Source organism: Gordonia sp. 11cp (assembly GCF_057767225.1).
The window spans coordinates 79,964-104,078 of the sequence record NZ_CM173437.1 but is presented as its reverse complement, the minus strand read 5'-3'; the positions used below and the strand labels follow the sequence as shown (position 1 = coordinate 104,078).

Below are 24,115 nucleotides of genomic sequence, written 5' to 3'. Positions count from 1 at the left end.
GCCGACGCGGCACCGGCAAAACGTGGCCGATACCGGAACTTGCGGCTACGGTCGGGGGTACAGCAGGTTGCCGGTGGCCCTCGAGGCCGGTGCCGGCCACGACCGCTTCTGCCGGAGGTGATGCCCCTGTCGCCAGAGTGTCAGCTGTCAGCTGACATGGACACATCCTCGATGCTGTTCGAATCATCAGTGCGACAACAGATCACGATGGTTCAACCGGTTTCGGGACAATTCAGGAGGTAGTTGAATGTCCACAGTCATCCACCGCAAAGGCCAGCGCGAACCGAAAACCGCCGACCCACGACCGACCGTGGAGGAGGGCCTCGCGCCCGACCGCCGGCAAGCCGAGAACGATTCCTACGACCCAGAGTTCGCCTTCGTCCGCCCACCGGGAACGAAGGAATCCGACGATCCAGCCGAACCAACAGCGAAGGTCGTGTTCAGCGGCCGCAACGTCGAGATCCCCGACCACTACCGCATCTACGTCGGTGACAAGCTCGCTCGCCTCGAGCGATTCGATCCGACCATCTACCGATTCGACGTCGAGCTGAACCACGAACGCAACCGGAGACAGTCCAAGGTCTGTCAGCAGGTGGAGATCACCGCGACGGGCAAGGGGCCGATCGTGCGAGCGCAGGCCTGTGGCGAGAACTTCTACGCCGCGCTCGAGCACGCGCTGGACAAGGTCGAATCCCGACTACGACGGGTCAAGGACCGGCGGCGTGTCCACCACGGCAACCGCCGGCCGCTCTCCGTCGCCGAAGCCACCGAGATCGGTGCCCCGCCCCTGCGCGACAATCAGCTCTCCGTCGACGGCTTCGTCGGTGATCCCGGGGCCGATTCCGCACGTGCCGCCGATCAGTGGGACGACGGCGTTGAGGATCACACGCCAGGTCAGATCGTCCGCGTGAAGGAACACACCGCGGTACCGATGACCGTCGACGACGCGCTCTACGAGATGGAGCTGGTCGGTCACGACTTCTTCCTGTTCCACGACAAGGAGACCGACAAGGCGTCCGTGGTCTACCGCAGACACGCCTTCGACTACGGGCTCATCAGGTTGACGTGAACCCCGGGCGGGCACCCGTCGGCGGTCACCCGGTGGGCATCCGACGTCCACCTCGTCGACCCACCTGACGGTCCGATCAGGGTCTGCTCAGCTCACATCGCTACCATGGGATCCGGTCTGTGCGTTCGCGCGGGCCGGATTCCGTGTGTTTTCTACAGGTGAGGGACTCGATCCACGGTGCTGAACAAGCTGTTGCGTGTCGGCGAAGGCCGCATGGTCAAGCGACTCGATGCGATCGCATCGCACGTCGAGACGCTGTCCGATGACGTCGAGGCGTTGACCGACGCCGAGTTGCGTGCCAAGACAGACGAGTTCAAGGAGCGGATCGCCGACGGGGCGTCGCTCGACGAGCTTCTGCCCGAGGCGTTCGCGGTGGCCCGCGAGGCCGCGTGGCGAGTCCTGGACCAGAAGCACTTCCACGTCCAGATCATGGGTGGCGCGGCGCTGCACTACGGAAACATCGCCGAGATGAAGACCGGTGAGGGCAAGACGCTCACCTGTGTGCTCCCGGCGTACCTGAACGCACTCGCCGGGGACGGCGTCCACGTCGTCACCGTCAACGACTACCTGGCCAAACGTGACTCCGAGTGGATGGGTCGCGTGCACCGGTTCCTGGGTCTGGACACCGCGGTGATCCTGACCGGCATGAGTTCGGCCGCACGTCGCGAGGCCTACGCCGCCGACATCACCTACGGCACGAACAACGAGTTCGGCTTCGACTACCTGCGCGACAACATGGCGCATTCCCTCGAGGACCTCGTCCAGCGCGGCCACGCCTTCGCGATCGTCGACGAGGTCGACTCGATCCTCGTCGACGAGGCCCGCACGCCGCTGATCATCTCCGGCCCGGCCGAGGGGTCGAGCAAGTGGTACACCGAGTTCGCACGGATCGCGCCGCTCCTCGAGCGCGATGTGCACTACGAGGTCGACATCAAGAAGAAGACGGTCGGCGTCCACGAGGCCGGCGTCGAGTTCGTCGAGGATCGCCTCGGCATCGACAATCTGTACGAGGCCGCCAATTCGCCCCTGGTCAGCTATCTGAACAACGCGATCAAGGTCAAGGAGCTGTTCCAGCGCGACAAGGACTACATCGTCCGCAACGGCAACGTGATGATCGTCGACGAGTTCACCGGACGTGTGCTCGACGGGCGTCGCTTCAACGAGGGCCTGCACCAGGCCATCGAGGCGAAGGAGGGCGTCGAGATCAAGGCCGAGAACCAGACGCTGGCCACGATCACGCTGCAGAACTACTTCCGCCTCTACGAGAAGCTGTCCGGCATGACCGGTACCGCCGAGACCGAGGCCGCCGAGTTCGACCAGATCTACAAGCTCGGGGTGCTGCCGATCCCGACGAACAAGCCGATGATCCGCAAGGACCAGGGTGACCTGATCTACAAGACCGAAGAGGCGAAGTTCGCCGCAGTGGTCGACGACGTCACCGAGCGCCATGAGGCGGGCCAGCCCGTCCTGATCGGTACGACGAGCGTCGAACGTTCCGAGTACCTGTCACGCCAGCTCAAGAAGCGCGAGGTGCCGCACAGCGTCCTGAACGCGAAGTTCCACGAGCAGGAAGCGCAGATCATCGCCGAGGCGGGTCGGCTCGGTGCGGTCACCGTGGCCACCAACATGGCCGGTCGCGGCACCGACGTGGTGCTCGGCGGCAACCCCGACATCATCGCCGACACCCGGCTGCGCAAGGCCGGACTCGACCCGGTCCACACCCCGGACGAGTACGAGGCGGCGTGGGACGAGGCCATCGAGGTCGCCCGCAACGATGCTGCGAAGGACGCCGAGAAGGTCCGCGCGGCGGGCGGGCTCTACGTGCTCGGCACCGAACGCCACGAGTCGCGCCGTATCGACAACCAGCTGCGCGGTCGCTCCGGCCGTCAGGGCGACCCGGGCGAGTCACGGTTCTACCTGTCGGTCGCCGACGAACTCATGCGCCGGTTCAACGGCGGCGCGCTCGAGGCGATCATGAACCGCCTTCCCGACGACGTGCCCATCGAGGCCAAGATGGTCACCAAGGCCATCCGCAGCGCTCAGACGCAGGTCGAGCAGCAGAACTTCGAGATGCGCAAGAACGTGCTCAAGTACGACGAGGTGATGAACGAGCAGCGCAAGGTCATCTACGCCGAGCGCCGCACGATCCTCGAGGGCGAGGATCACCACGAGCAGGTCAAGGAGATGGTCTCCGACGTCGTCGGGGCCTACGTCGACGGCGCGACGGCCGAGGGCTACGCCGAGGACTGGGATCTCGACGAGTTGTGGTCCGCCCTGCGCGCGCTGTATCCGATCGAACTCGAGCCGAAAGATGTCGTCGGCGAGTCCGAATACGGTGAGCGCGATGACATCTCGGCCGAAGAGTTGCGGGAGAGGCTCGTCGCCGACGCGCGCGCCGCCTACGACGCCCGTGAGAAGCAGATCGACTCGATCGCCGGTGAGGGTGCGATGCGCCAGCTCGAGCGCAGCGTGCTGCTGAGCGTGCTCGACCGCAAATGGCGAGACCACCTGTACGAGATGGACTACCTGCGCGAGGGCATCCACCTGCGTTCGATGGCCCAGCGCGACCCGGTCGTCGAGTACCAGCGCGAGGGCTTCGACATGTTCCACGGCATGCTCGAGGGCCTGAAGGAAGAAGCGCTGACCATCCTGTTCAACGCGCAGGTGCAGACCGAGCAGCCGGCCCAGCAGCAACCGCTCCCGAGCGCGGCGGATCTGCGAGCGGCAGTCGGCGCGGGCGCCCCGGCGCCCGTCCCCGCGGCCCCGGTCGCGGACTCGGGTGCGCAGGCCCCGGCCGCCCTGCGGGCTCCGTCCCAGTCCGGTGACCCGGCGGTCACGTACTCCGGTCCGGGGGAGGGCGGCGGTACGGTCGTCCATTCCGAGGAAGAAGAGCTCTCGGGCGCGGCGGAATCCGCCAGCCGCCGTGAGCGTCGCGCCGCGGCCCGCGCGAAGGGGGCACGGCCCAAGCCCCCGAAGTCGAAGAAACAGCGCCGCTGACGAGCAGTCGGCCGCCGGTGGCCGGTCCCGGATTCTCCGAGGGTCGACCGCCGGCGGTTTTTTCGTACTTGATGGAACCGGGACGACGCCTGGTGCGTCCAATCCCCATGCGTCCACTCCTCACGGGTCCTGAACTCGCCCACACAGGCACATCCGGGCCACACGAGCCCCGGCCGATGCAGACACCGCGGGTCCGGGTTCGTCCGGCCCCGCCGTACGAGCCCGACGGTCCGGTGGTGACGGCAGTCCGCACGGCTGCCCATGTCCCCTCGCCCCGTCCGTATCCGGCAGCCGCCCCCGGCACGACGTCGGCACGCAAGACCGCGTCGGCCGCCGCCGAGGCCCGCCGCTTCACCGTGGCGGTGTCCCGGGTGCTCTTCGAGGTGCTCGACCGACGCCGCTCGATCACCCACCTCGGCGATGTCGTGGCGCCGGCGGTCGCCGACCAGATCGCGGCGCTCGTGCGGCACGACGCCTTCCGCATTCCCGAGGCGTCCGTGCCCGGTGCATCCGGGACCGGCCCGGCGCCCTCGACGACGCAGGTCCCGACCGGCAACGTGCTGCGGCGGGTGCATGTCCAGCTGTGCGATCCCAGCGCTGCCGAGGTGTTCGGGTCGTATGAGGGCGGTGGACGGACCCGGGCGTTCGCCGGACGTATCGAGCGCAAGCCGATCCGGGTCCGAGGTGCCGTGCCCGTGGGCCGGCGCTCGCTGGTTCGCGTCGAGTACCGCTGGCAACTGGTCGCGCTCGAGTTCAGCTGACAGTGCGCGTGGCCGAACGTTCATGGCGCGGCCATCGCGCTGCGCCGACCACGAAACCGAGCATCGGCGATTAGGATCGGCGACGTGGTCACCCGTCTGTCGCCCCGCGACGCGATGTACTACTTCCTCGACGATTCGCGTTCGACGACCCACCTCGGGGCATTGCTGATCGTCGATCCCGTGGCCGAGCGCGACACCGCGAGCGGTCCCGAGCCGTCCGGCCATGCGGCGCGCGAGTCGATGTTCGACTACTCGCGTCTGGTGTCGCTGGTGGAGAACCGTCTGCAGCTCATCCCGCGGTACCGCCAGACGGTTCGCGAGGTGACCCTCGGACTCGCACGCCCGGTCTGGGTCGACGACCGCGACTTCGACATCAACTTCCACATCCGTCGTGCCGGCCTGCCCCGTCGAGGTGAGAGTGTCGACCTCGACGACTTGGTCGCCCGCGTGATGTCCCGGCCCCTCGACCGCACCCGACCGCTGTGGGAGATGTACCTCATCGAGGGTCTCGCCGACGGCCGGCTGGCGATCCTCACCAAGTCGCACCGATGCCTCATCGACGAGCACGGGAGTCGCGAGATCAGCGAGGTCATCTGCGACGGCGCCGAGGCGGCCGAGCCGCTGCCCGAGGAGTTGTGGATGCCCGGGTCGCCACCGGGGGGCACCAACCTCGTCGTCGGCGCGCTGGCCGAGGCGCTCGCGCGGCCGGGCGACCTGGTGGACACGATGCTGCACGGCAACGGGATCGTGTCCGAGATGCGCGCCGCGATGGGCACGACCGTGCGACGCGTCGGAGATGTGGTGTCGCAGCTGAGCGACTCCGCACCGCGCAGCCCGCTGAACAATCCGGGCACGACGACCCGGTCCATCACGACCGCCCGGTTGCCGCGTCGGGGATGTGCGAAGGTCGCCGAACACCACGGGTGCACGATCAACGACGTCGAGCTCGCGATCATCTCCGGGGTCATGCGCAAATGGATGCTGTCGTTCGATCCGGCGGAGGTACCCGCCGACACCGTGCGCGTCGTGGTCCCGTTGTCCGCGCGCGATCCGGGAGTGGAGCGCACCGCCGAGCCCGAACCCGGGTGGATCGGCGTGGGCAAGCCGAGTTTCGTGACGGATCTGCCGGTGGGAGAGAGCAATCCGGTGGTTCGGCTGTCCCAGGTGGCGGGACTGGCGGATCGGTACGCGCAGTCGTCACGACGGATGACCCTCGGCCCGAGTCCGTTGTTCCCGGAGCTCGGTGCAGTGCCCTTCCCGGAGTTCAGTTCGCGGGCGTTCCGGTCGCTGAACAGTCGTGCCTACAACGTGCCGGTGGCGATGAGCACCGCCCCCGTCCCGGACCGGTTCGTCCTCGGCGCACCGGTGTCGCAGATGTTCTCGATCCCCACCCTCGTGTCGCAGCGTGCACTGGCGATCAGCATCGTCGAGTACCGTGACCAACTGCACTTCGCCTTCGTCGCCGACCGCGGTGTCATCGCCGATCTGCCGGCGATGGCCGATTACGTGTACGAGTCCTACGAAGAGCTGACCCAGCCCTACCGCGAGCCGACAGGAGCAATCGACGAATGAGGGTGTACCTGCCGGCGACGTTGGCGATGGTGTCGCGACTGACCACTGACGGCGAGTTCCGTCCGCTCGGTGGTACCGGCTTCGCGCTGACGCCCGCGCTCCGGGAGGCCTTCGTGTCCGGGGACGACGAGGAGCTGTCCGAGGTCGCGTTGCGCGAGGCCGCGCGGGCATCGCTGCGCCTGCTCGCCGGGGAGGCGCCGGAGCCGGGCGATGTGGATGCCGACGCCGATCTCGCCGCCGACGAGGCGGTCACCTCGCCGGGCGACACCCCGCGCCTGCCGCCGCGGCGGGTGGTCGTCGCGGCCGATGTCGAGGACGTGACACCGCGTCCCGATCTCGACGACGCGGTGGTCAAGATCTCCGGTGCCGTACCGCTGTCGGCGATCGCGTCCGTTCACGTCGACGTCGCCGAGGCGGAGCCGAAGGTCCGGGCCGCGGTCGTGGTGATCGACGCCGCCGACATGGGTGACCTCGATGCCGAACTCGCCGTCGGTGACGTCGAGGACTTCGACCTCGCGTGGTACGCCACCCAGGAGCTGCCTTTCCTCCTCGAACTGCTCTGAGCCGGCACGCCAACCTACGGTTCCGTAGGTTACTGTGTGTCCGACACGCTCCCGACGTCGAAGGCGGTTAGTGAGATGGGCTTGCTCGAGCGATTCGAGGAACCGGTTTCGGGGGTCGCGGCCCGCAGCCGCGGCGCGCAATGGGCGCGAGCCGCGCTCACCCGGATCACGACGCCGCTGCTTCCCGACGACTACCTCCACCTGGCGAATCCGCTGTGGTCGGCCCGCGAACTGCGCGGCAAGGTCGTCTCGGTGACCCGGGAGACCGAGGACACCGCGACGATCCGCATCCGGCCGGGATGGGGCTTCTCCTTCGACTACGTGCCCGGACAGTACGTCGGCATCGGCGTGCTGATGGAGGGTCGCTGGGCATGGCGGTCCTATTCCCTCACCTCGACCCCCGATTCGTCGGCGAACGACAAGACGATCTCGATCACGGTCAAGGCGATGCCCGAGGGATTCCTGTCCAGCCACCTGGTCAACGGCCTGACGCCCGGTACGGTCGTTCGTCTCGCCGCACCTCGCGGCGAGTTCGTACTGCCCGACCCGCTGCCGGAGAAGGTCCTCTTCGTGACTGCGGGAAGTGGTCTCACGCCGATCATCTCGATGCTGCGCACCGTCCGGCACCGGGGCCAGCACACCGACATCCGGCTCATCCACTCGACGCCGACTCCGGCCGACCTGCTGTTCGCCGACGAGCTCGGTGGCCTGGCGGCCGACGGCATCGTCGACCTGCACGTGCAGTACACGCGCTCGGACGGGCAGATCACGCCGGAGGTCCTGCCGTCCCTCTGCGCGGACTGGCGCGAGCGCCAGACCTGGGCGTGCGGACCCGCCGGGTTCCTGGACGGCTTGCAGCGCCTGTACTCGGAGGCCCATCTGGCCGAACGCCTGCACATCGAGCGGTTCGCGCTCGAACGCGGCGTCGTCGGGGCCCAGGGCGGCACCGTGACGTTCTCGCGGTCGGGGAAGTCGGCGGCCGTCGACGGTGCGACCACACTGCTCGAGGCGGGGGAGTCGGCGGGCGCGATCATGCCGTTCGGGTGCCGGATGGGGATCTGTCAGAGCTGCGTGGTCATGCTCGACAAAGGATGTGTGCGCGATCTGCGTTCGGGCGTCGAGCATGTCGAGGGCGAACGGATCCAGACCTGCGTCAGCGCCGCGGCGGGGGATTGCACCCTCGACGTCTGACCGGGGAGTTCGTCGCGAGCCGCTCGTACCGACCGGTGACCCGGTAGGGTGAACGACGTGCGTGGCGAGAGGACACCGGCCCGTGGAAACGCCGGCGAAGGCACCCGTGAGAGCTGAGGCTTCGGTCCCCAGCCAGATCCCCGTCCTGAGTGACGGTGGGGTCATGTTGCGGCCGCATGAGCCCCGCGATCTCGATCGCATGGTGGAGCTGGCGGCAGATCCGGCCATGATGCGGTGGACCCCGATCCCGGCACCGTACAGCCGCGCGGCGGCGGAGCGGTTCGCGCTCGACTATGCGCCCCGGAGCTGGTCGGACGGAACCCGGATGCTGTGGGCCGTCGAGTTCGACGGCCGGTTCGTCGGCACCGTCGACATCGAGGGCGAGGGCCCGCTCACCCGACTCAGCTACGACCTGCACCCCGACGCCCGGGGATGGGGCGTGATGAAGCGCGCCGTCCTGCTGGCCGTGAACTACGCGTTCGGTGAGGCCGGCAAAGAGGTCGTCCGCTGGACGACGGTGGCCGGCAACATCGACGCGCTGCGGGTGGCCCATTCGTGTGGATTCCGCCTCGACGCCGCGGTACAGAACGGTGTCGAGGTCCGTGGTCACATCCGCGACGCCTGGGTGGGATCGCTCCACGCAAACGACCCGCAGCACCCGAAAACCGACTGGCGGACAGACGTTTTCGAGACCGATCGGTTCCGTCTCCGGCCGCTGGCGGAGACCGACGACCCGCGGATCCGGGAGACGCTCGACGACCCGGCATCGCGCAAGTACCTGTTCGCACGCCCCGATCCGTTGGAACTCGAGCATGCCGCCGCCGAGCGGCTCCGCAAGTGGTGGACCGCCGCGCAGGGTACGACGTGCACCTGGGCGGTGGCCGACCGCGAGACCGACGCCTATCTGGGCGACATCACGCTGCTGCACATCGACGAGGTCACCGGGGCCGAGGCCGGCTTCTACACGCATCCGGAGGCTCGGGGGAAAGGTGTTCTCGCCGAGGCATTCCCGGCTGCGGTCCGGTACGCCTTCGACAAGCTGGGCTTCCGTCGCCTCACCCTCTTCGCCGCAGACAGCAACGAGGGCAGCAAGAAGCTCGCCCGCAACGCAGGCTTCCGGGAGTTCGGCACCCAGAAGCTCGCCGCCCGATCCGCAGGCGTCTTCGAGGACCTCATCGGCTTCGAGCTGTTCCGCGACGATTACGAGGCCAACCGCAACAAGTGACGGCCCCTGCCTGAGGCCCCTTCGTCGACTGGGCGTCGTTTTTCGTTGACTGGGCGTCGATCCCCGTCGACTGTGCGTCAGTTCGCGTCGACTGGGCCTTGACCCGTCCCGCGGCCGGATGTCCCGGGCCGGCTGAGCCCGTCGAAGCCCTCGTCACACTCACTGGACACATCGCCGTCGCTAACCTACGCTTGCGTAAGTTACGGAAACGTAGGCGTAGGCAGCGGTCACCGGCGCACCTCGAATGCGCGCGACCGACCACCGGCGAAGGGAACCACACATGGCGATCTCCGACATCCCCGAATACGCACATCTGACCGAATCCGACGTGGCCGCTCTGGGAGCGGAGCTCGACGCGATCCGCGCCGACATCGAAGCCGACCGCGGCGAGCGAGATGCGCGATACCTGCGCAACACGATTCGCTTCCAGCGCGGCCTGGAGGTCGCCGGTCGTGCCCTGCTCTTCGGCTCGACCCGTCGATCGGCGTGGTGGGCGGGTGCCTGCACGCTGGGCGTCGCCAAGATCGTGGAGAACATGGAGCTCGGGCACAACGTGATGCACGGGCAGTGGGACTGGATGAACGACCCGGAGGTGCACAGCACCACCTGGGAGTGGGACAACACCGACCCGTCGGCGCACTGGAAGCACACCCACAACTACATCCACCACAAGTACACGAACGTGCTCGGCATGGACGACGACGTGGGCTACGGTCTGCTGCGCGTCACCCGCGATCAGCGGTGGCGTCCGTTCAACTACGGAAACCTGGTCTACAACACCATTCTCGCGCTGGCCTTCCAGTACGGGGTCGCCGTGCAGCACCTCGAGCTGGGCAAGAAGCGCAAGACCCCCGAGGCGCAGGAGGAGTTCCGGCGCAATCGCAACGATGTGCTGTCGAAGATCGGCAAGCAGGTCGCCAAGGACTATCTCGCGTATCCGGCGCTGGTGAGTGCCGCCACCGGGCACAAGGTCGGGTACGGCCGCGCGTACGCCAAGGCCGCGACCGCGACCGCGCTCGGCAACGTGATCCGCAACGTGTGGAGCAACGCCGTCATCTTCTGCGGACACTTCCCCGACGGCGCGGAGAAGTTCACCAGGCAGGACATCGACAACGAGACGCAGGCCGAGTGGTACCTGCGCCAGATGCTCGGCAGCGCCAACTTCGACGCCGGATTCGCCCTCGCCTTCATGAGCGGCAACCTGTCGTACCAGATCGAGCACCACATCTTCCCGGACCTGCCCAGCAACCGGTACGCCGAGATCGCGGTGCGGGTGCGGGCACTGTGCGACAAGTACGACCTGCCCTACACCTCGGGACCGTTCCCGGTGCAGTACGCGAAGGCATGGCGGACGATCGCCAAACTGTCGCTCCCGGACAAGTACCTCTCCGCGACCGCAGACGATGCGCCCGAGACGGCGTCGGAACGTCGCTTCAAGCAGGGGCTCCCCGACGGTGCCCGACTGCAGGCGACGGTCGACGAGACGACCGGCGCCCGCCGCGGGCTGCGCTCGGCGATCGACAGCCTGCGCTCTCGTCGACGCGACAAGCTGGTCCGCTCGCTGCGCAGCCGTCCGGGCCGTGTCGATGTGTCCGAGGACAACGTCCGCCGCGACGACGAGGCCGCCTGATCCGCGCAGGTCAGACGGTTGCAGTTGTCGGACGAACCGCTTGTGCGGACGGCGAGGGCATAATGAGGCGTAATGGCAATCACTGACATCAACGAGTACGCGCACCTGACCGACGCCGACGTGGAAGCACTCGGCGCCGAGCTCGACGCGCTCCGTCGCGAGATCGAGGCGGACCGCGGGATGCGTGACGTCCGATACCTCCGGCGGACGATCTTCGCGCATCGCGCCCTCGAGGTCGCGGGTCGCGCCGCGCTGCTGGGCAGCCGCTCCCGGCCCCTCTGGCTGCTCGGTACCGGCGCCCTCGCGCTCTCGAAGATCATCGAGAACATGGAGCTCGGGCACAACGTGATGCACGGGCAGTGGGACTGGATGAACGACCCGGAGGTCCACTCGACCACCTGGGAGTGGGACATGGTGTGTGCCTCCCCGCACTGGAAGCACTCGCACAACTACATCCATCACAAGTACACCAACGTCCTCGACATGGATCACGACGTCGGGTACAAGACGTTGCGCGTCACTCGCGACGAGCCCTGGCAGCCCAAGATGCTGTTCCAGCCGCTCACCAACATCGTGCTCGCCGCGTTGTTCGAGTGGGGCATCGGCCTGCACGACCTCGACCTGAAGGACGCGCTCACCGGGAAGAAGTCCCGAGAGGTGGCTCTCCCGCAGCTGAAGGTCTTCGCACGCAAGGTCGGTAAGCAGCTGGCGAAGGACTACCTCCTGTTCCCGACGCTGTCGGGCCCGAACTTCAAGCACACGCTGACGGCGAACCTCACCGCGAATCTGATCCGCAACCTGTGGGCCTATGTGGTGATCTTCTGCGGGCATTTCCCGGACGGCGCGGAGAAGTTCACCGCGGACACGCTCGAGAACGAGACGCAGGGTCAGTGGTACCTGCGGCAGATGCTCGGCACGGCGAACTTCAACGCCGGCCCCGCCATGGCGTTCTTCAGCGGCAACCTGTGCTATCAGATCGAACACCATCTGTATCCGGACCTGCCGAGCAACCGGTACGCCGAGATCGGCGTCCGGGTGCGCGAGCTGTGCGACAAGTACGACCTCCCGTACACGACCGGATCGATTGTCGTGCAATATCTTCAGACGTTGCGCACGATCAACAAGCTCTCGCTGCCCGATTCGTTCCTACGCGCGACGCCCGACGACGCGCCGGAAACCGCGTCGGAGAAGCGTTTCGCGGGGATGACACCGCGCGCGAACGGCCTCAAGACCGCCATCCGCGAGCTGCGCGCCCGTCGACGTCGGCGCTGACGGCTCGCACCGTCAGTGCGGCTGCTGTGACTCCGGGGACCGGGGCTCCTCGACCGGGTCACCTTCGCCGCCGCTGACCGCCACCAGTAGGTGGCGCACCGCCATGGCGCGTCGGTACGAGTGACCGGTGAGCTCGTCCAGTCTGCACTCCGGGTCCGCCGGCGGGCCCAGATGGGTACAGCCCCTGGGGCATTCGGCGATGGCGGACTGCAGATCATCGAAGGCGGCGACGATGTCGTCGGGTCCGACGTGCGCGAGTCCGAAGGACCGGATGCCGGGTGTGTCGATCACCCAGCCGCGCGGGCCGGTGTCCTCGGGCAGTGCCAGTGCCACCGACTGTGTCGAGGTGTGCCGGCCCTTGCCGACTCCCGACACCACGCCGGTCGCTCGATACGCATCCGGCACAAGGCGATTGACCAGTGTCGACTTGCCCACCCCGGAATGGCCGATGAACGCGGTGATCCGGCCGCGCAACGTCGCGAGGATCTCGTCGAGCGGGTCGTCGCGACCCGCGCACACCACCGGTAGGTCGAGATCGGCGAAGGCCGCGGTGAACTCGGTCGGATCGGCGAGGTCCGACTTGGTCAGGCACAGGATGGGGGACAGGCCGCCCACATACGCCGCTGCCAGCGCGCGTTCGACGAACCCGGTGCGCGGCGGCGGATCCGCCATGGCGGTCACGATGAGGAGCTGGTCGGCGTTCGCCACGACGATCCGCTCATAGGGATCGGAGTCATCTGCGGTGCGACGCAACACAGTTCGACGATCAGCGACCCGGACGATCCGCGCCAGCGAGTCGGGACGGCCGGACAGGTCGCCCACCACGGACACGTCGTCGCCGACGACGATCGGCGTGCGCCCCAGCTCGCGAGCCCGCATGGTGACGACGCGTCGGGCCGGGTCGCCGCCGAGTACCACGCCCCAGCGGCCGCGATCGACCGACACCACCATCCCCTGCTCGGCGTCGTCATGCGAGGGCCGCTGTTTGGTGCGCGGCCTGGTGCCTTTGCCCGGACGGACCCGGACATCGGATTCGTCGTAACTCGCGGCCCGGCGACTCACCGGGAGGCCCGTTCCCGTCGGGTCATAGGCCCTCGATCATTTTCTGCCACATGGCCGGGAAGTCGGGCAGCGTCTTGCTCGTCGTCTCGATGTCGGCGACGATCACGCCGGGCGTCACGAGGCCGATGATGGCGCCCGCGGTCGCCATCCGGTGATCGGCATAGGACTCCCATGTGCCCCCGTGTAAGCGGGCGCCGGCGGTGCCGGTGATGCGGAGGCCGTCGTCGGTCTCGGCACACGTCCCACCCAGGCGGGTGATCTCCGTGGTGAGTGCGGCGAGCCGATCGGTCTCGTGCCCGCGGAGATGGGCGATCCCCGACAGCACCGACTGCCCGTCGGCCAGCGCGCACAGCGCGGCGATGGTGGGGGTGAGCTCGCCGATGTCACGGAGGTCGAGGTCGACCGCCTTGAGTACCTCGGGTCCGCGAACCGACAGCGTGCCGTCGAGATGCTCCACGGCGCAACCCATCGCGGCCAGCACGTCCGCGATCCGCGCGCCGGGTTGGGTGGTCACGGCGGGCCAGTACGGCACCCGGACGGTTCCGCCGGTCACCGCCGCCGCGGCGAGGAATGCGGCGGCGTTCGAGAGGTCGGGTTCGACCGTCCAGTCGACGGCCGCGATCGGTCCGGGTGCGACACTCCAGACATCGGGTCGCGAGGTGTCGACGACGACTCCGGCCGTCGCCAGCATGTCCACGGTCATGTCGATGTGCGGGGTCGACGGGACGGCCGGCCCGACATGCCGGACCACGACGCCGGCGTCGAACCGGGCCGCCGACAACAGGAGTCCCGACACGAACTGCGAGGACCCGGACGCGTCGATGGTGACCTCGCCGCCGGGAACGGTCCCACTGCCGTCGATGGTGAACGGCAGCCGATCACCGTCGACGGCGACGCCGAGCCGGCGCAGTGCGTCGAGGATCGTGGTCTGTGGCCGCTCGCGCGCATGAGGGTCGCCGTCGAAGAACACTCGGCCGGTGGCCAGGGCGGCGGCCGGAGGTAGGAAACGCATCACGGTCCCGGCGAGGCCGCAGTCCACCGCGGCACCGTGGAGGGGTCCGGGTACGACAGAGACGGTGGTCTCGCGGGCGGGGTCGATCCTGATCTCGGCGCCCAGTGCCTCCAGCGCGGCCAGCATCAGATCGGTGTCGCGGCTCCGGAGCGTTCCGCGGACGGTGGACGGTCCATCGGCGAGGGCGGCGAGGACGAGTGCACGGTTGGTGATCGACTTCGAACCCGGCAGCTCCACCGTCGCGTCCAGGCCGCGTCCGGCGGGCGCATCGTGTCCTCCGGTGACCGTCGGCGCGTTCCAGGAACTCATGGCGTCCAGTCTGTCATGGTGCGTGCGCGGCCTCGGTCGCCGATCGACCCGGAGGCCCGGGTCCGCCGGACGTCCTGCCGCGTGCGGTGAGCGGTGTGGACGGCTATCGCGTGTCCTTGCGCAACGGGTGATCGGCGGGGATCTGGACGACGATGAGGGTGCGGCCGTCCGGATCGCTCGCGTGCATCTCGATCAGACCCCAGGGCTCGGTGCGCGGTTCGCGGGTGACGGGGACGCCGCGCTCCCGAAACTGCTCGGCGACGGCCTCGGCGTCGCGGACTTGCAGCCAGAGAACGGAATCGCTCGTCGCAGGGGGTGCGTCGGTCGCCATGTGTGTCGAGATCTCGATGAGTCCGTTGCCCGCGAAGAAGACGACGCCACCCGGATACTCGCGGTGCACCGGCAGCTCGAGCCGGTCGCGGTAGAAGGACTGCAGGCGTTCGGGATCGGCCGAGAGCAGGAGCACCCGGCTGGACAACACCTCCATCTACTGCCCCTCGGTGCTGCCGGCCGAACCGCCGAGCGCGTGGCCACGATTGACGTCGCTTCCGTGACTCGCCGCGTCGTAGGCCGCGCGTTCGCGAGCGAGTCGGTCGGTCTCGCCGATCGGTGCCGAATCGCCGAACGCGAACGCGGAATCGTGGGGCCACTCGTGCGGGAGATCGGGGTCGACGATGTCCGCATCGTCGTGTGCCGGGTCGGGATCTTGTCTGGAGGACATGGCTTCCACGATAGGCCGAACCGGAGCCCTCGCGGGGGATCCACGACCGACGTGCTTCGATGCGCGATCGTGCGGTCGTCGCAGTACAACCGCAAGGTCGCGGGCCTAGCGTTGTCCTGGTCGGGCGTCCAGCACGCGATCACCGGGAGGGATCATGACCAGCACCGAGCACCGAACCGAACACCGAGCCTTCGCCGAACCCGACGAGGTACGCACGTTCGGGCACGGCCAGATAGACATAGTCAGCGTGGGGCATTCGGACATCGGCCGGATGACCCTGCAGCCCGGCTGGAGGTGGTCGGTCGACGTCAAACCGATCGCCGGCACCGAGCTCTGCGAGGCGCCCCACTTCCAGTACCACGCTGCCGGCGTCCTGCACGTCGTGATGGCCGACGGAACCGAGTTCGACGCGGAACCCGGGGAGATCACGTCCCTGCCCTCCGGTCACGACGCCTGGGTGGTCGGCGACGATCCCGTGGTCCTCGTCGACTTCTACGGCGCCAGCAACTACGCCAAGCAGCAGCACGGGTGACGCCCGTGCCTCGGGGGACGAAGCCGGGTCAGGACCCGCGCCGGGAGAATCCGCCTGAGGTGTAACCGTCCCAGGTGTCGAAGAGCCGCAACACCTTCGGGTCGCCGAGGCTCTTGATGTGGTCGGCCAGGTCCTTGGGCGTCGCCGGATTGGTGACGATGAACGGGTGCAGCGACGGGTCGTGTTCGGCCAGATAGCGGAGGGTGTCCGCCGGGGTGTCGGGGTCTGCGGCCGCCAGCGCGTCCCGGGGGTCGAAGGCGGCGGCACGAACGCCGTCGGCGCCGGAGAGGTCGGTTGTTCCATCGGGAGTGCCGACCACCGCGATGTCCCCGGTGTTGTGGTAGTCGACCGGATCGGCGGAGACACTCCGCGTGTTCAACAGGAGGTTCAGCACGATCGCGGTGAGGGCGCCGGCGGAGATCCCTGAATGGAAGATGGTCTGGAACCAGTCGGGGAACTGGGCGTACAGATCGAGGACGACGTTGACCGGCTCCTCACCGAGTTCGCGGTCGGTGTAGTAGATCTTGGCCTCGGTCAGCATCGCCACACCCACGGAGATGGCGACGACCAGGATGTTGGTGTTGTTGAGCTTCGCCTTGGCGAGCGTCCGGATGCCGCTGGCCGCGACCATGCCGAACAGGGCGACCCCGGCGCCGCCGAGCACCGGCAGGGGTATGCCCTCGATGACCGCTGCCATCTTCGGCAGGAGGCCGAGGACGACCAGGATGATGCCCGCGCAGGTCGCGACGTGGCGGGTCTTCACGCCGGTGATCGCGACGAGGCCGACGTTCTGGGCGAACGCCGTGTACGGGAAGGTGTTGAACACGCCGCCGAGCGCGGTGCCCAGGCCGTCGGCGCGCATGCCGTCGGCGAGCTTGCGGGGTGTGATCTTCTTGTCGACGATCTCGCCGACGGCGACGATGTCCCCGGTGGTCTCGGTCATGATCACGACGCCGACGATGATCATCGAGACGATCGCGCTGATCTCGAAGGTGGGTGCGCCGAACTGGAACGGCTGCGGGATGCCGAGCCAGGGGTACTCGCCGACCTGATCCCAGTGCGTCATCCCGAACGGGATCGAGATCAGGGTGCCGGCCGCCAGGCCGAGCAGGATCGACACCCGCCGGATCGCCGGGGGCGCGAATCGCTCGATGCCGATGATGACGGCAAGGGTGAGGAAGCCGAAGGCGATGTTCTTCGGGTCGCCGAAGTCGGGACCCGCGGCGGTGCCCCCGCCGAACCAGCCTGCCGCCACCCGCATCAGGGACACCCCGATGATGAGGATGATGGTCCCGGTGACCAGCGGCGGGAAGAAGCGGATCAGTCGTCCGACGATCGGTGCGACCGCGATCATGAACACGCCGCACGCGATCACCGAACCGTAGATGGCGGTGATGCCGTACGACGTCCCGATGGTGATCATCGGTCCGACGGCGGCGAAGGTCACACCCTGCATCAGCGGGAGGCGCACCCCGAACCGCCAGAAGCCGACCGCCTGCAGGATCGTCGCGATGCCGGCGACGAAGAGGTCGGCCATGATCAGGTGCACGATGTCGCCCTGTTGGAGCTGACCCGCGCTCACCATCGCCCCACCGACGATGAGCGGTACCGCCACCGCTCCGGCGTACATGGCCAGCACATGCTGCAGGCCGAGGGGGAAGAGACGAACGAAGGGTGGGATCTCGTCCACCGGATGCGCGGCGGTCTTCCCGTTCTTGATGACGCCCAGAACCGACATGGGTCGATTTCTACGGCTCGCAGGTTTCCGGAATTGAGCAGCCGTGTATCGGCGGCGTTTCCGGCAAGATATATCGGTGACCGCAACCGCTTCCCGCCGCAGCGCGGGCATTCTGCTCTATCGCCGGGCGCCCGCGGACCGCGCCGGCGTCGAGGTCCTCCTCGTGTTCCCCGGTGGCCCGATCTGGGCGCGCAAGCCGGATGCGGGGTCGTGGTCGTTGCCCAAGGGGCTCGTCGAACCGGGGGAGGACGAGTGGGCCGCCGCCCGGCGTGAGTATGCCGAGGAGATCGGGAGCCCGGTACCGGATGGCCGGCCGATCGAACTCGGCGAGGTGACGCTCAAGAGCGGCAAGCGGGTGATCGGTTTCGGCGTGGCGGGTGACCTCGACGTCGCGTCTGTCGTCAGCAACACGTTCGATCTGATGTGGCCGCCCCGGTCGGGCCGGATGCGGGCGTTCCCGGAGATCGATCGCGCTGAGTGGTGTTCGACCGATCTCGCGCGGACCAGGCTCAATCCCGCTCAGGTCCCGTTCGTCGACCGGCTGCTCGAGGCGCTGGCATCGTCCGGGGACGTGGCGGACTCGGGGGACCCGGCGGCCCCGGCGGACTGAGGCGACGACTCGGCGGACCGGGTGGCCCCGGCGTCGCCGAGGAGGTACACGCGGGTGAGGTCCCGCCACAGGGGGAGGTGGGGATCGGTCGTCGGGTCGCGCCGGTCGATGAGGTAGGTCGTCGCCGCGCCGCGCATGCTGGTCAGGAGCAGCGGATACAGATCGGCGTAACGCGGCGACGCGGTGAGCTCGGGACCGAGGAAACCGGCCACCGCGCGTCGCACGGTCTGGCCGATCTCACGCTCGGTCGGTAGCAGCGCCGTACGCAGATTGGCATTGGTCCGCGCGGCCACCCACAGTTCCATCGACGCGACGAAATACGGCTGGTGGAAGGTCGACCACCCGACGTCGGTGGCCAGCGCGATGCGCTGGATCGGATCTGCCGGCCAGTCCACGCGACTGGGCAGTTCGGCGATCCGGGTACGGGCGAGGTGTCCGACGGCCGCCATCAGCAGCGCGTCGCGCGAGGGATAGTGGTGCAACAACCTGCCCCGGCTGACGCCCGCCTCGTTCTGGATCGCGACCGTACTGGCGGCGGCGTACCCGCTGTCGACGAGGACGCGGATCGCGGCATCGAGGATGCGGGTCTGGGTGACCCCGCTGCGTTGCTGCCGCGCGCGCCGGGCGGCGCCGGGGGAGGTGGTCACGGAGGCATCGTAGTTCGGAGCGTCGCTGATTATCGACGGCCTCAGACGTCGAGGATGTGCGGGAGTCCCGCCCGGTAGCGATCGCGATCGATCTGTTTCAGCGGCTCGAGCATCGGCAGCTCCCAGAGCGGGAACACGGTGGCCGCGCGGGCGGGGCTGTCGGCGGCCGCGATGATCGCGTTGGTCACCCGACGCCCGGATTCGTTGGCGCCTTCCATCGTGGCGAGATCGATGTTGCTCCGGACGTGGTCGCCGCCGATGAACAGATTCGGGATGGATGTGTAGGCGTTCGGCCGATTCGTGTACGAGCCGGCGGTGTTCACCATCAGCGGGGTGGCGTTGGCGATCGACGGCGACCAGGTGATGCCCGGGTCGAGGGACCAGGTGACGATCTCCTCCGACCGCAGGATCTTTCGCGACCCGGAGTTCATCGCGCGGCTCATCTGTGCCCACACCTCGCGCGCGATCTCGTTCCGGGTGCATTGCCTGGCGGGTTTGCCGTAGAGGATGCCCGGCTTCTCCCATTCCGAGATGTCGATGGACAGACAGTCGTTCACCCGGCCGTCCCCGTAGGTACGCGCGAAGTCGACGTTCCACGGACGGGCCTGGAAGAGCCCGGTCAGCGCCCACGGAGTACCCAGCGCCGCGATGTGGCTCGGCGGCATGTCGGCGCGCCGGGAGAGGAAGTACTGGATGCCGACCATCCAGTCGTCTTTCAGGGCATGAATCCCGGCCAGCGACGGGTCGGCGCTGATCAGCTCGGGCGACAGCAGCGGACGGAGCCGGTCGATCGGCATCGCGGCGACGTACCAGTCGGCATCCACCGACGCGCCCGAAGCGAGTTGCGCACCGCTGATCCGGCCGCGGGCGAGAGTCAGCCGCGCCAGACCGGTCCCCATCTCGAACCGGACGCCACGACGGCGGAGGTGGGCGACCCAGGGATCGATCCACGCATGGTTGGTGGGGCGGTTGAGGATCCGGTCGACTCCGCCGTGCACGAGCCCGGCGTCGTAGCCGCTGACCAGTCCGGTCGCCGACGTGGCGAGGGCGAGTCCGATCTGGCCGATGGTGCGGGCCGACGCGGTGTCGGGTTTGGCCGCGACGAGTGCTCGCGTGAGCGCTCCGACGAGGTATCGCTGGTAGGCCCGGGACTTGCCCTTGGACTTCACGAACTGCATCCAGGACTGGTTCTCCCACTGGCCGATCCGGCGCTCGGTGCAGCTCGTCGCGATGATCAGCTCGCGGGTGACGAAGAAGGCGAGTTCGGGAGGCGGGACATCGACGACGAACTTCAGCCCCGTCATGAACGCGTTGCGCAGGTTGTCCAGCGTCACTATCTCGGACGCGTGTTGGACGAAACCCATGATCGATGCCGGGGCGGTGGTCGGCGCGTATCCGGCATCGTCGAAAGCGATCACCGCCGACTCGACGTCGACGAGATGACGATCCCGAACATTGCTCGCGCCCAGCGGAATTCGCTCCATTGTGTCCGGCACGTGCTGGTAGCAGCCGGGGAAGAAGCGGAAACCGTGCTCGCCGGGGAGCGCGAGGCGCTCGCCCCGCGCGGTGCCCGGGACGTCGTGGCTGTAGGCCTTGCCCCCGAGCCGGGACGGTTCGTAGACCGTGACCGCGAAGCCCCGTTCGACGAGATCATGTGCCGCGGACAAGCCGGCCATCCCGCCGCCGAAGATCGCGACGTCGCGACCGCGCCCGCGGCCGTGACGTGGCACCGCCCGTGCGGTGGGTACGCCGACGCCCGGCAACGCCACCGCGGTTCCGGCGAGCACCGCGGCGGCCGCCGACCCGCGCAACACGGATCGACGCGGAAAACCGTTCGGAGAGTTGAGTTTCGAGTTGGAATTGGCGTCCGTCATCCCCACGACCCCTTCGTCGACACGATCTCGGCCGACCGAGAACAGTCAGCGTTGACTCATCTGGTGTGATGTCTACCACAGCGCGAAAGCGGGTCGGACGGTTTTGGCGAATCGTCTCAGTCGGTCGGTGTCGGCGTCCCGGCGGTGGGATCGCGGTCGGCCTACGCCGGCGGCTGGTCGCGCACGATGGTGAGGTGCGGCCGGGTTCCGGCGGTGGGTGCCGGGTCGGTGTCGATGCAGTCGGGACAGAAGTCGGTCAGGCCGGTGGTCGACCATCCGGCCGCTCCGAGCACTGCGTCGATGCGTGCGGCGCGCTGAACTGCGGATATCCCTCGTCCGCCGGTGATCCTCACCGATATCTCGGCCCCGCATCCGTCACAGCGCACCCGTAGTGTTTCCCCCATGAATGCAGGATGGCACACTAGAAGATGCAGTTGATCGAACTTTTCGGGGGAAGAGAGCGCGATGTTCGTCACCACGCCGGCCGAGATCTTCACGGCCGCAGACCGGTCACGAGTGGCCGCGGCTCAGCGTCGGCGGCCGGAGGTGCGTCTCGACGGGGACCTCTGTGCGCGCATGCCGGCCGCCGCGTGGGCGGTCTATCTCGAGGCGCTGGACCTGCCGGACCTGGCGCAGCGGGTACGCACCCGGCTGCCCCTGTCCTACTCGGACCTGGCCGACCCTCCCGATGCACGGCGAGCAGGGTCCACGAGGCACCGGCGGGCATCGTGAGTGCCACTCGGAAGCGGTCTGTGCATCTACCACGACCGCGCCCCGTGGAGCACTCGCTCACGACGGTTCGCGGCCGGTGAGGGTGCGCTGGCGGTAGTACTCGTACAGGCCGTCGAAGATGGCGTCGGCGACCTGGAGTGTCCGGGTGTCGTCGCCGGAGAGTGACAACCCGCGGAGGACGACGTCGAGTCCCGGTGCCTCCGGGGCGTCGTACCGGTCGTCTTCGATGTCGGCCTCGTGGACGATCTCGGCGATCGCCCACAGGACGGGGTCGCTCAGGTCGTGCCTGCGCAGGATTGTCTCGAAGGTGCAGTCGCCGTCGTGATGGCCCAGCTCGACCCCGCGCATGTCGAAAGGGGTGGCATCCGAGGGGATTTCGGTGGGATCGGTGACGAAGACGAACTCCGCGGCGGGATCGACGTAACGGCGGATGAGCCATGCGCAGGCCGCCCGGTCGATGTGGACGCCGGCGCGCGTCGCCCACCTCATGACGGCCGCGCCGGTTCGGCCTCGACGACCTGGTCGGCCAGGGTGCGGAGCGCTTGGCGGGCGGTCTCGCGCGATTCGGTCGGAAAATGATCCCGGCGGGTGATCTCGCGGAACCTGCGACGCAGCGCGCCCAGCTGTTTGGCTGGGTCGGCGTGCTCGGCCACGTGTTGTGCCTCGGCCACGATCTCGGCGTACTCGGCGCCGCGCGCCTCCTGGAGTTCGGTCCGGATCCGTTCGAGCTCAGCCGGATTGGTGGGCGCGGCCTCCCAGACCTCGCCCGAGCCGCCGGCGCTGACCGCGTCCTCGGCCACCCATTCGAGTTGTTCGCGGGTTCGGGGGCTCGCGGGCAGCAGGACCACCCCGTCGGTCAGCTGGTATGCGCCGTACCTGCGGAGTTTGCGCCAGATCGCGATTCGCGGCGTCGACGGCTCCCGCGGTACCCGGTACACGAGCATCACCCAGGCTTCGGTCACCGATCACCTCCTCGACATGTCCATCAGATCATGCAACGGCAACCGATGTCGTGACCCGTCGCTCACCGTGCATCAAAACCTGGACAACTCGATTGTAACCGTGGTTGCATCTGCTGGAGTTGCACGACGGCCGTGGCACCAGAAGCCCGCGGCACGCGAGAGAGGGTTGGGTGTGGCGATGTCGGAGAGATCCGGTCTGCCCGGAGGTTCGGATTCGTCGAGGCGGTCGGAGGTGCCGTCGGAGCCGGTGGCCGGTGAGTCGGCTGCCGGTGGGACGGGCGCAGTGGTCGACCCGTCGGCGGGTGTGTCGTTGCGCACCGCGACCTGGGCGTGGTTCCTGATCTCGCTGCAGACCTTCGGAGGCCCCGCGGGCCAGATCGCGGTGATGCAGCGCGCGCTGGTCGACGACCGGCGCTGGATCGGTCAGCGCCGGTTCCTGCACGCTCTCAACTACTGCATGCTGCTGCCGGGACCCGAGGCGCAGCAACTCGCCATCTACGTCGGCTGGCTGCTCAACGGCACCGCCGGGGGATTGATCGCCGGCATCCTCTTCGTCTTGCCGGGCGCGATCGCGATCCTGGGACTCTCGGCCGTCTACGTCGCGTTCGGGGCAACCACCATCGTGGCCGCGCTGTTCGCCGGTATCGGCCCGGCAGTGCTGGCGATCGTCGCCCAGGCGGTCACCCGGGTCAGCAAGCGGGCACTCACCGGGCGTATCCAGATCGCCATCGCCGTCGCCGCATTCATCGCGCTCGCGGTCTTCGCCCTTCCCTTCCCGATCGTCATCGCGGTGGCCGGCCTCGTCGGCTGGTTGACCGGCCGCCACCATGTCACCGCCCGTGCCGAGACATCGGACGACGGGCCGGCGCCGGTCATCGCCGACGACGCGATCCACACGGCGTCCCCGAGCTGGCGTCGCGCCGCGATCGTGCTCGGCGTCGGTGTGCTGGCCTGGGTCATCCCGATGGGCATCGTCGTGGCAACCACCGGGACGGGCAGTGTGTTCACCCAGCAGGGCACGTTCTTCACCTGGACCGCCCTCATCACCTTTGGCGGTGCCTATGCCGTCCTGGCCTACATCGCCCAGCAGGCGGTCGACGTCTACGGCTGGGTCACCCCCGGTGAGATGGTGCGCGGACTGGGACTGGCCGAGACGACGCCCGGCCCCCTCATCATGGTCGTCCAGTTCGTCGCGTTCCTCGGCGCCTACCGCGATCCCGGCGGACTCGATCCCTGGGTCGCGGCGACCATCGGCGCGCTGTTGACCACCTGGGTCACCTTCGTGCCGAGTTTCGTGTTCATCTTCCTCGGTGCACCGTTCATCGAAAAGCTGCGCAACAACCGGCATCTCACGTCCGCGCTGAACGGCGTCACCGCGGCGGTGGTGGGCGTGATCGCGAACCTCGCCCTCTACTTCGCCCTGCACACGCTCTTCCGCGACACCACGGTCGTCACCGCCGGACCGCTGCACCTCGCGGTTCCGCACCTCGACACGCTGCGGCCGCTCGCGGTCGTGATCACGGTGATCGCCTTCGTCCTCATCTATCCGCTCAAGCAGTCCGTGCTCCGCACCCTCGGCGTCTGCGCGGTGCTCGGATTGCTCGCCGCCGCGGCCGGCCTGCCCCTGTACTGACCG

Annotated in this window: 22 protein-coding genes and 1 pseudogene; 13 read left to right on the top strand and 10 right to left on the bottom strand. The window is 68.3% G+C overall.

Annotation, left to right across the window (positions count from 1 at the left end):
• The first annotated feature begins 247 nt into the window (after window positions 1-247).
• The 9 genes from hpf (at window position 248) to AC3B6C_RS00425 (ending at window position 12,280) form a co-directional block, all read left to right on the top strand.
• Window positions 248-1,069: a ribosome hibernation-promoting factor, HPF/YfiA family gene (hpf, locus tag AC3B6C_RS00465; protein ID WP_010842170.1), complete on the top strand. Its 822-nt coding sequence runs from the start codon at window positions 248-250 to the stop codon at window positions 1,067-1,069.
• A gap of 177 nt (window positions 1,070-1,246) precedes the next feature.
• Window positions 1,247-4,066 carry a preprotein translocase subunit SecA gene (secA, locus tag AC3B6C_RS00460; RefSeq protein ID WP_488374541.1) on the top strand — a complete coding sequence of 940 codons (2,820 nt, stop codon included), beginning with the start codon at window positions 1,247-1,249 and terminating at the stop codon, window positions 4,064-4,066.
• Window positions 4,067-4,173: 107 nt separating this feature from the next.
• Window positions 4,174-4,827, top strand: coding sequence for an Rv3235 family protein (locus AC3B6C_RS00455; RefSeq protein ID WP_488374540.1), 654 nt, complete (start codon window positions 4,174-4,176; stop codon window positions 4,825-4,827).
• An 84-nt stretch (window positions 4,828-4,911) separates the two neighbouring features.
• Window positions 4,912-6,399 carry a wax ester/triacylglycerol synthase domain-containing protein gene (locus AC3B6C_RS00450; RefSeq protein WP_488374535.1) on the top strand — a complete coding sequence of 496 codons (1,488 nt, stop codon included), beginning with the start codon at window positions 4,912-4,914 and terminating at the stop codon, window positions 6,397-6,399.
• Window positions 6,396-6,962: a DUF6912 family protein gene (locus tag AC3B6C_RS00445; RefSeq protein ID WP_035717168.1), complete on the top strand. Its 567-nt coding sequence runs from the start codon at window positions 6,396-6,398 to the stop codon at window positions 6,960-6,962. The genes AC3B6C_RS00450 and AC3B6C_RS00445 overlap by 4 nt, the downstream gene beginning before the upstream one ends.
• A gap of 75 nt (window positions 6,963-7,037) precedes the next feature.
• Window positions 7,038-8,153 (top strand): ferredoxin reductase, encoded by a 1,116-nt coding sequence (locus AC3B6C_RS00440; RefSeq protein WP_010842165.1) that lies wholly within the window; start codon window positions 7,038-7,040, stop codon window positions 8,151-8,153.
• 163 nt (window positions 8,154-8,316) lie between these two features.
• Window positions 8,317-9,378 carry a GNAT family N-acetyltransferase gene (locus tag AC3B6C_RS00435; protein WP_488374532.1) on the top strand — a complete coding sequence of 354 codons (1,062 nt, stop codon included), beginning with the start codon at window positions 8,317-8,319 and terminating at the stop codon, window positions 9,376-9,378.
• Between the two features lie 280 nt (window positions 9,379-9,658).
• A complete protein-coding gene (locus AC3B6C_RS00430; RefSeq protein WP_488374529.1) occupies window positions 9,659-11,008 on the top strand; it encodes a fatty acid desaturase family protein in 1,350 nt (449 codons plus the stop codon).
• A gap of 72 nt (window positions 11,009-11,080) precedes the next feature.
• Window positions 11,081-12,280: a fatty acid desaturase family protein gene (locus AC3B6C_RS00425; protein WP_014927773.1), complete on the top strand. Its 1,200-nt coding sequence runs from the start codon at window positions 11,081-11,083 to the stop codon at window positions 12,278-12,280.
• Between the two features lie 12 nt (window positions 12,281-12,292).
• On the opposite strand, the gene rsgA is transcribed toward AC3B6C_RS00425, so the two are convergent.
• The 4 genes from rsgA to AC3B6C_RS00405 form a co-directional block, all read right to left on the bottom strand.
• Window positions 12,293-13,342, bottom strand: coding sequence for a ribosome small subunit-dependent GTPase A (gene rsgA / locus AC3B6C_RS00420; RefSeq protein WP_035718233.1), 1,050 nt, complete (start codon window positions 13,340-13,342; stop codon window positions 12,293-12,295).
• Between the two features lie 22 nt (window positions 13,343-13,364).
• Window positions 13,365-14,663 carry a 3-phosphoshikimate 1-carboxyvinyltransferase gene (aroA, locus tag AC3B6C_RS00415; RefSeq protein WP_488374524.1) on the bottom strand — a complete coding sequence of 433 codons (1,299 nt, stop codon included), beginning with the start codon at window positions 14,661-14,663 and terminating at the stop codon, window positions 13,365-13,367.
• 103 nt (window positions 14,664-14,766) lie between these two features.
• Complete coding sequence (locus AC3B6C_RS00410; protein ID WP_014927770.1) at window positions 14,767-15,150, bottom strand: VOC family protein; 384 nt, start codon at window positions 15,148-15,150, stop codon at window positions 14,767-14,769.
• Window positions 15,151-15,384, bottom strand: a complete 234-nt coding sequence (locus AC3B6C_RS00405) for a hypothetical protein (protein WP_010844631.1) — start codon at window positions 15,382-15,384, stop codon at window positions 15,151-15,153.
• Window positions 15,385-15,538: 154 nt separating this feature from the next.
• Between AC3B6C_RS00405 and AC3B6C_RS00400 the strand changes: the two genes are divergently transcribed.
• Entirely contained in the window at window positions 15,539-15,916 is a 378-nt protein-coding gene (locus tag AC3B6C_RS00400; protein WP_488374521.1) for a cupin domain-containing protein, read from the top strand.
• Between the two features lie 28 nt (window positions 15,917-15,944).
• Here AC3B6C_RS00400 and AC3B6C_RS00395 read toward each other — a convergent pair whose 3' ends face one another.
• Window positions 15,945-17,654: a nucleobase:cation symporter-2 family protein gene (locus AC3B6C_RS00395; protein ID WP_055475587.1), complete on the bottom strand. Its 1,710-nt coding sequence runs from the start codon at window positions 17,652-17,654 to the stop codon at window positions 15,945-15,947.
• A 76-nt stretch (window positions 17,655-17,730) separates the two neighbouring features.
• Between AC3B6C_RS00395 and AC3B6C_RS00390 the strand changes: the two genes are divergently transcribed.
• Window positions 17,731-18,264: an NUDIX hydrolase gene (locus AC3B6C_RS00390; RefSeq protein WP_010844628.1), complete on the top strand. Its 534-nt coding sequence runs from the start codon at window positions 17,731-17,733 to the stop codon at window positions 18,262-18,264.
• A gap of 35 nt (window positions 18,265-18,299) precedes the next feature.
• On the opposite strand, the pseudogene AC3B6C_RS00385 reads toward AC3B6C_RS00390, so the two are convergent.
• The 3 genes and pseudogenes from AC3B6C_RS00385 to AC3B6C_RS00375 all read right to left on the bottom strand — a co-directional run.
• Window positions 18,300-18,911, bottom strand: a pseudogene (locus AC3B6C_RS00385) (TetR/AcrR family transcriptional regulator); the annotation flags it as partial.
• A 41-nt stretch (window positions 18,912-18,952) separates the two neighbouring features.
• Window positions 18,953-20,785, bottom strand: a complete 1,833-nt coding sequence (locus AC3B6C_RS00380; RefSeq protein ID WP_488374517.1) for a hydroxysqualene dehydroxylase — start codon at window positions 20,783-20,785, stop codon at window positions 18,953-18,955.
• A gap of 161 nt (window positions 20,786-20,946) precedes the next feature.
• Window positions 20,947-21,138 (bottom strand): hypothetical protein, encoded by a 192-nt coding sequence (locus tag AC3B6C_RS00375; protein WP_488374516.1) that lies wholly within the window; start codon window positions 21,136-21,138, stop codon window positions 20,947-20,949.
• Window positions 21,139-21,250: 112 nt separating this feature from the next.
• Between AC3B6C_RS00375 and AC3B6C_RS00370 the strand changes: the two genes are divergently transcribed.
• The gene (locus AC3B6C_RS00370; protein WP_010844625.1) at window positions 21,251-21,517 is read left to right on the top strand and encodes a hypothetical protein; all 267 of its coding nucleotides are present in this window, start codon (window positions 21,251-21,253) and stop codon (window positions 21,515-21,517) included.
• A gap of 57 nt (window positions 21,518-21,574) precedes the next feature.
• On the opposite strand, the gene AC3B6C_RS00365 is transcribed toward AC3B6C_RS00370, so the two are convergent.
• A complete protein-coding gene (locus tag AC3B6C_RS00365; protein WP_055475583.1) occupies window positions 21,575-22,006 on the bottom strand; it encodes a chromate resistance protein ChrB domain-containing protein in 432 nt (143 codons plus the stop codon).
• Window positions 22,003-22,479: a Chromate resistance protein ChrB gene (locus AC3B6C_RS00360; protein WP_010844623.1), complete on the bottom strand. Its 477-nt coding sequence runs from the start codon at window positions 22,477-22,479 to the stop codon at window positions 22,003-22,005. The genes AC3B6C_RS00365 and AC3B6C_RS00360 overlap by 4 nt, the downstream gene beginning before the upstream one ends.
• A gap of 172 nt (window positions 22,480-22,651) precedes the next feature.
• Here AC3B6C_RS00360 and chrA point away from each other — a divergent pair, with 172 nt between their 5' ends.
• Window positions 22,652-24,112, top strand: a complete 1,461-nt coding sequence (gene chrA / locus AC3B6C_RS00355; protein ID WP_488358087.1) for a chromate efflux transporter — start codon at window positions 22,652-22,654, stop codon at window positions 24,110-24,112.
• The last annotated feature ends 3 nt before the right edge of the window (window positions 24,113-24,115 follow it).